The sequence below is a fragment of the Pseudomonas brassicacearum subsp. neoaurantiaca genome (assembly GCF_013608025.1).
In the GTDB taxonomy this organism is placed as follows: Bacteria; Pseudomonadota; Gammaproteobacteria; order Pseudomonadales; family Pseudomonadaceae; genus Aquipseudomonas.
This window is the reverse complement of record NZ_VDLV01000041.1, coordinates 31,681-38,814: the sequence shown is the minus strand read 5'-3', so window position 1 is coordinate 38,814 and position 7,134 is coordinate 31,681. Positions and strand designations below refer to the sequence as shown.

Annotated in this window: 9 protein-coding genes; 4 read left to right on the top strand and 5 right to left on the bottom strand. The window is 61.4% G+C overall.

Features of this window, described 5'->3' with window-relative positions; all coding sequences use genetic code 11:
- Positions 1–192 precede the first annotated feature (192 nt).
- Positions 193–747 (top strand): DUF488 domain-containing protein, encoded by a 555-nt coding sequence (locus tag FHK92_RS20440; protein WP_181289666.1) that lies wholly within the window; start codon positions 193–195, stop codon positions 745–747.
- Here the strand turns inward: FHK92_RS20440 and FHK92_RS20435 are convergent.
- Positions 711–1,682 (bottom strand): DMT family transporter, encoded by a 972-nt coding sequence (locus FHK92_RS20435; protein ID WP_181289665.1) that lies wholly within the window; start codon positions 1,680–1,682, stop codon positions 711–713. The genes FHK92_RS20440 and FHK92_RS20435 overlap by 37 nt on opposite strands.
- Positions 1,683–1,756: 74 nt before the next feature.
- On the opposite strand from FHK92_RS20435, the gene FHK92_RS20430 reads away from it, so the two are divergent.
- Both FHK92_RS20430 and FHK92_RS20425 read left to right on the top strand, forming a co-directional pair.
- Positions 1,757–2,611 (top strand): LysR family transcriptional regulator, encoded by an 855-nt coding sequence (locus FHK92_RS20430; RefSeq protein ID WP_181289664.1) that lies wholly within the window; start codon positions 1,757–1,759, stop codon positions 2,609–2,611.
- A gap of 85 nt (positions 2,612–2,696) precedes the next feature.
- The gene (locus FHK92_RS20425) at positions 2,697–3,038 is read left to right on the top strand and encodes a cupin domain-containing protein (RefSeq protein ID WP_181289663.1); all 342 of its coding nucleotides are present in this window, start codon (positions 2,697–2,699) and stop codon (positions 3,036–3,038) included.
- A 16-nt stretch (positions 3,039–3,054) separates the two neighbouring features.
- Here FHK92_RS20425 and FHK92_RS20420 read toward each other — a convergent pair whose 3' ends face one another.
- Together FHK92_RS20420 and FHK92_RS20415 are read right to left on the bottom strand one after the other, a co-directional pair.
- Positions 3,055–3,327 (bottom strand): YceK/YidQ family lipoprotein, encoded by a 273-nt coding sequence (locus FHK92_RS20420; RefSeq protein WP_181289662.1) that lies wholly within the window; start codon positions 3,325–3,327, stop codon positions 3,055–3,057.
- Positions 3,328–3,374: 47 nt separating this feature from the next.
- Positions 3,375–4,571, bottom strand: coding sequence for an MFS transporter (locus FHK92_RS20415; protein WP_181289661.1), 1,197 nt, complete (start codon positions 4,569–4,571; stop codon positions 3,375–3,377).
- 204 nt (positions 4,572–4,775) lie between these two features.
- On the opposite strand from FHK92_RS20415, the gene FHK92_RS20410 reads away from it, so the two are divergent.
- Positions 4,776–5,234, top strand: coding sequence for a winged helix-turn-helix transcriptional regulator (locus tag FHK92_RS20410; RefSeq protein WP_181289660.1), 459 nt, complete (start codon positions 4,776–4,778; stop codon positions 5,232–5,234).
- A 12-nt stretch (positions 5,235–5,246) separates the two neighbouring features.
- Here FHK92_RS20410 and FHK92_RS20405 read toward each other — a convergent pair whose 3' ends face one another.
- Positions 5,247–5,987, bottom strand: a complete 741-nt coding sequence (locus FHK92_RS20405; protein ID WP_219916120.1) for a substrate-binding periplasmic protein — start codon at positions 5,985–5,987, stop codon at positions 5,247–5,249.
- Between the two features lie 117 nt (positions 5,988–6,104).
- Positions 6,105–7,025 carry an NADP-dependent oxidoreductase gene (locus tag FHK92_RS20400; RefSeq protein WP_181289658.1) on the bottom strand — a complete coding sequence of 307 codons (921 nt, stop codon included), beginning with the start codon at positions 7,023–7,025 and terminating at the stop codon, positions 6,105–6,107.
- Positions 7,026–7,134: the final 109 nt, after the last annotated feature.

Here is a 7,134-nt window from a genome sequence, read left to right as displayed (position 1 = left end):
TGCTCGCGAAGAGGCCAGCACGTTCAATATCTTCGTCGACTGACCTGACGCCATCGCGAGCAGGCTCGCTCCCACAGGTGGATCGGGGTACGACCGGGCGACCCAGAGTCCGATATGCAATACAAGGATGAGGAAACTAACCCGTCCCGCAACGGCTCCTAGTGAAGGCACCTCGTTGAATTCGGATCCCCCATGGAAAATCCCAGCCTATACACGATCGGCCATTCGACCCGGACGCTCGAGCAATTCGTGGAGGTCGTGAAAAGCTTCGATGTCGAGATGATCGTCGACGTGAGGACTGTTCCAAGGTCGCGGACCAATCCTCACTACAACCTCGATACGCTGCCTGGATTGCTCGCGCCATTCGGGTTGCAGCATGAGCAGATCCGCGAGCTGGGCGGGCTGCGAAAAAAATCCGTGACGGTTGCCGATGACATCAATGGATTCTGGCAAAACCGCAGCTTCCACAATTACGCGGATTACGCGCTGTCGGACGAATTTGAGGCGGGCCTGGATCGCCTCTTGGCGCTCAGCCGGACGCGACGATGCGCCATCATGTGCGCGGAGGCGGTCTGGTGGCGCTGCCATCGTCGGATCATCACCGACTACCTGTTGCTTCGCGATGTCGAAGTGTTCCACATCATGGACAAAGGCAAGGCCACTGAAGCGGTGTTGAATCCGGCGGCACGGCGGTCAGGGCTGAAACTGACCTATCCGGCAGTCTCCGACTCAGCAGCCGTTCCGTGAGGTCGTTTGCGTCGCGCCTCGCGCGCTTCCTCACGCACGACCAGCCAGATCCCGACCGCAGACACCGCCATCCCCGACGCCATCTGCCATGACAAAAGTTCATCGAACATTGCCCAGGCCCATAGCATCGTAATGGGCGGGCTCAGGTAGAGGACGCTGGCGACACGGGTCGCCGAGGCTCGACGCAGGCACAACCAGTAGAGCCCGTATCCACCCATCGTCGACAAGCCCGCTGTCCATAAGACACTCAATACGAACCCGGTATTGGCTATTGGCGCCAGACTGCCTTGCGTGCCTTCGATCAAGGCGAACGCCAGGCCCGAGACACAGCACTGCAGCCAGAGGTTGGGCAACAGGCCCATGGATTGCGAGGCCGGGAGCCGCTTCTGCCACAGCGTCGCGGCGGCGAGCGAGAGCATGCCCAGCAACGGCAAGCCATAAATCCACAAGGGCGCGTTGCCCCAGGCCAACGCGCCATGGGTGCCGAGGGCTACACCGGCCAGGCCGATGAGCAAGCCGGCCCAGATCCGCGACGTCAGGCGTTGTCCCAGCACACCGGCGGCCAGCAGCGCGAGGCCCATCGGCAATAAGTCGGCGAACAAGGCCGCCAGCCCCGCCGGCACGCCCAGGGCAATGCCTTGGGTGATGCCGGCGAGATAGCCGGCCATGGCCAGCAGGCCGATACCGGCGTTTTTCAGCAGCGTGACCGGTGAAGTCCGCCGCAGTTGCCCGGCGATAAAAGGGAACAACAGCAGCGTGACCAGCACGCAGCGCCAGAACACCACAAGCAACGGCGGCGCGTAATCGATGGAGAATCGCGCGCCGACGAAGCCGGAGCTCCAGGCCACCAACAACGCCGCTTCGAGCAACGGCAAAGGGATCAGCCAGTAGCCGCTGCGGGAGGAGGCGCAAGTGATCGATTTGGGCGAGTTCATGGTCACAGGCTACGAAAGCCGACTAATCTAATAAATCAAAATATCCTGCAGTACTCGTTCAGGAAGATTGAATCATGACAGCCATACTGGATATCGAACTGATCCGGACCTTTCATGCGGTTGCGCGAATTGGCAAGTTCAGCGCGGCAGCGCAACAGTTGCATAAAAGCCCGGCGGCGGTGAGCGTGCACATCCAGCGCCTGGAAGCGGTGGCGGGCGGCCGTCTGCTTGACCGTGACAATCAATCAGTCTCCCTGACTACGCTGGGCAGGCGTCTGCTGGTGTCCACCACCGAGCTGCTCGCGACTCATGACCGCGTGCTGGCCGACCTCCAAGGCACACGACTGGCGGGGCGCGTCAGTTTGGGCGTGCCGGACGAATACGCCGATCATGTCATCCGCGACATCCTTCCGACCTTCACGGCAGCCTGGCCCAACGTCATTTTGGAACTCAAGACAGCGCCCAGCTACGCCCTGCGCGAACAGGTGCAGCGCGGCAAGCTCCACGCGGCGGTGCTCACCCAGCCGATGGACCAGCCAGATGCAACGGTCCAGACCCTGGTCACCACCACGCCAGTCTGGGTGGCAGCGATCGGCACGACATTCAGCTCGACGGAACCCCTTGCGCTGGCCGTGCATGCGGCGCAATGCCCTTATCGACAGGCCATGCTGCAAGCGCTCCGGCAATGCGGACGCAAGGTGCGAATCGTCCTCGAAAGCCCCTCCAACCAAGCCGTCAAAGCGTGCGTTGAAGCCGGGTTGGCGATCAGCCTGATAGACCGTGGCCGCGTAACGAAGAACATGCGGATCATCAGCGAGCTGCCGGTGATTCCGGACCACGACGTGGTGTTCATGCGATCCGCCGGGTGCGACGCAGACGACGCGGTAGAGCTGCTTGGTCAGGCCATGCAGCAGCGTTTTCGACTGTAGATCCCGGCCCTGATAATTGCGTTGTGATTCCGCCGTGCAAGGCGTCTACTTCCATCAGGCCGTGTCCGTCCCCGGAGGCAAGCACATGAACAACGTGACAGTTCCTGAAACGAAAGGCGTAGCGGTACAACTGCTGGCAACGCTGGACCTCGGTGTCGAAATCGAGGGCATGACGGGGCGACAACTGCGCATGCGCCTGGTGACGATCGAGCCAGGGGGCGTGTTCGGGCCGGTCCACAACCACGTGGACAGGCCCGGCCTGGTCTACATACTCCAAGGCACCATCACCGATCACCGCAATGGCGTCGCGACGGACTATGGCCCGGGCGTGGGTTGGCCCGAGGATCGGAACACCACCCATTGGCTTGAAAACCGAGGGACGGTGGCGGCCGTTGAAATATCCGTCGATATTGTCAGGCAGGAATGAATCAGGCGCCGCGCCGCTATTCGTCGGACGGCCTTATCTGAAAAATCGTGTAGGGCAGGATCAGCGTATCGGCGACGAAACTCAGGGGCAGATCGATGGCCGCCAACGGCGCAAACGCACTGGCATACGTAGCGTTATCCTCAGTTACCGCTTCCTTGAGAATCTGGTAATCGAAGTAGGTGCCGCAATAAGGCTGCACACCGCAGAGCCCCCCGTTGCCAAAGGTTTCGTTGGCCGTCGCGCATCCTGTCAGCAGTGCGATGGTCAGGGCTGTTCCTATGATGCGCATGGCGTTCCCTCGTTGTAGGTGCGCGACTGTAGCATTTGTGACGATTGTTATTCGCCCCACGCTGCCAGATGAGTCGAAGCGAACCAAAGCAACAACGCCACCGCACTGATCAACCCACCCAACAGACTGACCGCGACCCATCCCCACAGCGCATAGACCTGGGTCGCGGCGACGGCTCCGAGCGCGCTGCCCATCGAGTAGAAACACATGTAGGCGCCGACCATGCGACTTTGCGCGTCGGGGCGTGCGGCGAAAAGGAGGCTCTGGTTGGTGACGTGCACGGCTTGCACGGCGAAGTCCAGCAGGACCACGCCGCAGACCAGGGCGATCAGGGAGCTTTCGGCAAAGGAAATGGGTAGCCATGCGAGCACCAGGAGCGCCAGCGACACGCCGGTGACGCGTTGTCCGAACCCTCGATCGGCCCAGCGCCCGGCCCGTCGAGCCGCCAGCGCTCCCGCAACGCCGGCCAGGCCAAACAGGCCGATGGCGGTGTGGGAAAGTGACAGCGGCGGGGCGCTCAGCGGCAGGACCATGGCGGTCCACAGCACGGAAAACGCGGCGAAGATCAGCAAGGCGAACAGGCCCCGGATCCGCAAGAGCGGTTCGGTCATGAACAGTTGAAACAACGAGCGGATCAGCGCCGGGTAAGGCTGCCGGTTCGGGGATGACGCGGCGGTGGGCGCTACTTTCCAGAACACCGCCGCAATGACCAACATCAGCCCCGACGACACCAGATAAACCGCGCGCCAACCTGCCAGGTCGGCGATCAAGCCAGAGATGAACCGCGCCAGGAGAATGCCCAGCACGATCGCGCTGGTGAGCGTTCCGACCGCCTGCCCACGTTGGGATGGGGCAGCCAGCGTTGCGGCGTAGGCGACGAGCACCTGGACGACCACTGCCAGCAAACCCGTGACGATCATGGCGCCCAGCAGGATCAGCCAATGCTGTGACGCGCTGACGGCGGCCAGGGCAACCACCGATAACGTGACGAGGGTCAGAATCAACCGTTTGCCGTCGACCCGGTCGCCCAGCGGGACGATGAAGAGTAATCCCAGCGCGTATCCGAGCTGAGTGGCGGTCACTACGCTGCCGATCGAGGCGGGGGCGACGTCGAGGCTTTCGGCCATTGAAGCGAGGAGTGGTTGAGCGAAATACACGTTGGCGACGGCCAGGGCGCAGGTGATGGAGAAGAGGAATGTCAGGCGGGGTGACAGACCTTGGGGGAGGTAGGTGTAGGCGGTCATGGTGTTCCTTGATCCGGTTGCAATTAGAAACCTGTTTTATTTTTGCGTGATTAGGTTTTTAATTGCAACCAGATTATCTACACCGCCGTCCCCTGTGGAGCGAGCCTGCTCGCGAACGCGGTGTCATTGCCGATGAAGAGGCTGGATGTACAGGCCTCTTCGCGAGCAGGCTCGCTCCCACACCTATTCAAACAGGCCAACACGATGTCAGAAAATGCTCCATCGACCCGCAACGAATGCCCGGTAGCCCGAACACTGGACATCATCGGCGACCGCTGGTCACTCATGATCATCCGCGACGCCTTCGATGGCATCCGTCGCTTCAGCGAATTCCAGAAAAGCCTCGGCGTAGCCAAGAACATCCTCGCCTCGCGCCTCAAGGCCCTGGTCGAAGTTGGCGTATTCCAGGTACAACCGGCATCGGACGGAAGCGCCTACAAGGAATATGTCCTCACCGAAAAAGGCCAGCAGGTCTTTCCGATCGTGATCAGCTTGAGGCAGTGGGGCGAGCGGTTTCTGTTCACGGAAGAAGAGACACGCTCGGTACTGCTGGACAACGCGTCCGGACAGCCCTTGATGCCGATGGAGGTTCGCTCATGGACCGGCCAGGTCGTGCAACCCTGGGATTGCCACAGGGTAAGACGCATCGCCAGCGAGTCATGAGTGCGCGCCGGCCTATTCTGGCTGGATAGGTTGTTGTTCATAGCGCCGCTGGATGCGGGACAACTCGCCAGACCGGCGTAGCTGCTCCAGTGCGCGACTCCACGCTGCGATCAATTGGTCGTCACTGTCGGTGCTGAAGGCGATGTATAAGGACGAGCGGTAGAGCTCGATGGGGATCTGCCTCAGGGTGCCCGGGGCGATGCCCAATTGTCGGCTGTAATAAGCCATCCCTGCAGCCGTGTCGCCGATGATGATGCTGGTTCGCCCGGCCAGCAGCATGCGGTACAACTGCTTGCTCTCGGTTGCGCTTTTATCCAGGTTGTTGAAGCCCAGCGACTGCAAGGTCTGCGGCACCAGGCCCGCATGTCGGGTGGTGATCTGCGGGGCGTGCAGCAACTGTTCCAGGGAGTTGATTGGCGGTGCACTGGCCAACTGGTAGGCATGGATGGGTTCTTCCACGATCGGTCCGACCCACTTGTACAACGGCTCGCGCTCCGGCGTGCGGAACAACGAATACATGATGGTCTTGGGGCGGTTTTTCAGTATCTGCGTGGCGCGCATGCTGGGTTGCAACAGCACTTCGAACTTATCTCCAGTCAATGCCATGATCGCCCGCACGATTTCCGTGGTCATACCCGTGAGCTGATCGCGCTCCACATAGTTGTAGGGCGCCCATTCTTCGGTGACGACTTGATATTGCTCGTGTGCGGTCGCTGGGCCGAGCAATAGACAGAGCAGCGCTGCGGCAGGCATCGAATGCTTCACGTGTTCTCCTGATGGGCGGTTCGCTGTTCCTGAGCGAACCCAAGACAAGCATAGACCCAAACACGTGCCTGACGACTGCCGCAACCGCGTTATGCGAACGACCCCTCAATAGCCCGGACGGATCAGCACTTTGCCGCAAGCATGGCCGGTGGCAACTTTTTCCAGGGCGCCACGTGCCTCGGCCAGCGGGAACGTCGAATCAATGAGAATTTGCAGCTCGCCGGCCTGGAACTGTTCGATCGCCCTGGGCATGAACGGCTTCGCCGTCGAGAAAAACACAAACTCGCCGGTGTGCCCGTCCCGGGACGCTATGTCGAACTCCACCAGCGAGGCGATCCGGCCGCCGGGGGCCAACACGTGCCAAGAGGCTTGGAGGGTTTCGCCTCCGAGGGTATCGAGCACCAGATCGATATCACGCACCTGTTCGAGGGTCTGGGTCCTGTAGTCGATGACCTCGTCGGCTCCCAGGTTTCTCACCCGCTCGATATTCTTTGCGGACGCTGTGGCTGTCACATGGCAGTCCGCAAGGTGGGCCAGTTGCACGGCCATGCCGCCGACGCCACCGGCACCGGCGTGAATCAATACGCGCTGGTTGCGTCGCAACTGGCCGACCTCGAACAATGCCAGCGCCGCCGTGCCGTAGGCAGTGGGCAGGGCGGCGGCCTGCTCGAAGCTCATTTGTGGCGCAATGACACAGAGCTCGGAGGCGGCGATGACCAGCATCCTGGCGAACGCTCCACCGGCACTCGGTGGGGTCCGGCCTACCACGCGGTCTCCCGGCTGGAGGTCGCTCACCTGTTCGCCGACGGACTCGATCACACCACTGAAATCCGTACCCGGCACGTAAGGCAAATCCACGGGAAAGATAGCTTGCATGTACCCGGCGATAATCTTCACATCCAGCGGGTTGACGCTGGCCGATTCGACGCGGACCACGACCTCGTGGGATTGGACCGTGGGCAATGTGCGTTGACCATGCTGGAGGACGTCCGGACTGCCGAACGTTTCAATCAAAGCGGTTTTCATCAGTAGACTCCTGTTGATCCGTAACGCTGTTCACTCGAGGTCGTCTACGAATCTGTGGCGAGGGAACTTGCTCCCGTTGGGACGGTCCGACGCTTCGGGCGAAGCGGCC

Bases quoted from the DNA above. Each gene is read 5' to 3' on its own strand.
- FHK92_RS20440 (WP_181289666.1), top strand. From the start codon at position 193: ATGGAAAATCCCAGCCTATACACGATCGGCCATTCGACCCGGACGCTC.
- FHK92_RS20435 (WP_181289665.1), bottom strand. From the start codon at position 1,682: ATGAACTCGCCCAAATCGATCACTTGCGCCTCCTCCCGCAGCGGCTAC.
- FHK92_RS20430 (WP_181289664.1), top strand. From the start codon at position 1,757: ATGACAGCCATACTGGATATCGAACTGATCCGGACCTTTCATGCGGTT.
- FHK92_RS20425 (WP_181289663.1), top strand. From the start codon at position 2,697: ATGAACAACGTGACAGTTCCTGAAACGAAAGGCGTAGCGGTACAACTG.
- FHK92_RS20420 (WP_181289662.1), bottom strand. From the start codon at position 3,327: ATGCGCATCATAGGAACAGCCCTGACCATCGCACTGCTGACAGGATGC.
- FHK92_RS20415 (WP_181289661.1), bottom strand. From the start codon at position 4,571: ATGACCGCCTACACCTACCTCCCCCAAGGTCTGTCACCCCGCCTGACA.
- FHK92_RS20410 (WP_181289660.1), top strand. From the start codon at position 4,776: ATGTCAGAAAATGCTCCATCGACCCGCAACGAATGCCCGGTAGCCCGA.
- FHK92_RS20405 (WP_219916120.1), bottom strand. From the start codon at position 5,987: ATGCCTGCCGCAGCGCTGCTCTGTCTATTGCTCGGCCCAGCGACCGCA.
- FHK92_RS20400 (WP_181289658.1), bottom strand. From the start codon at position 7,025: ATGAAAACCGCTTTGATTGAAACGTTCGGCAGTCCGGACGTCCTCCAG.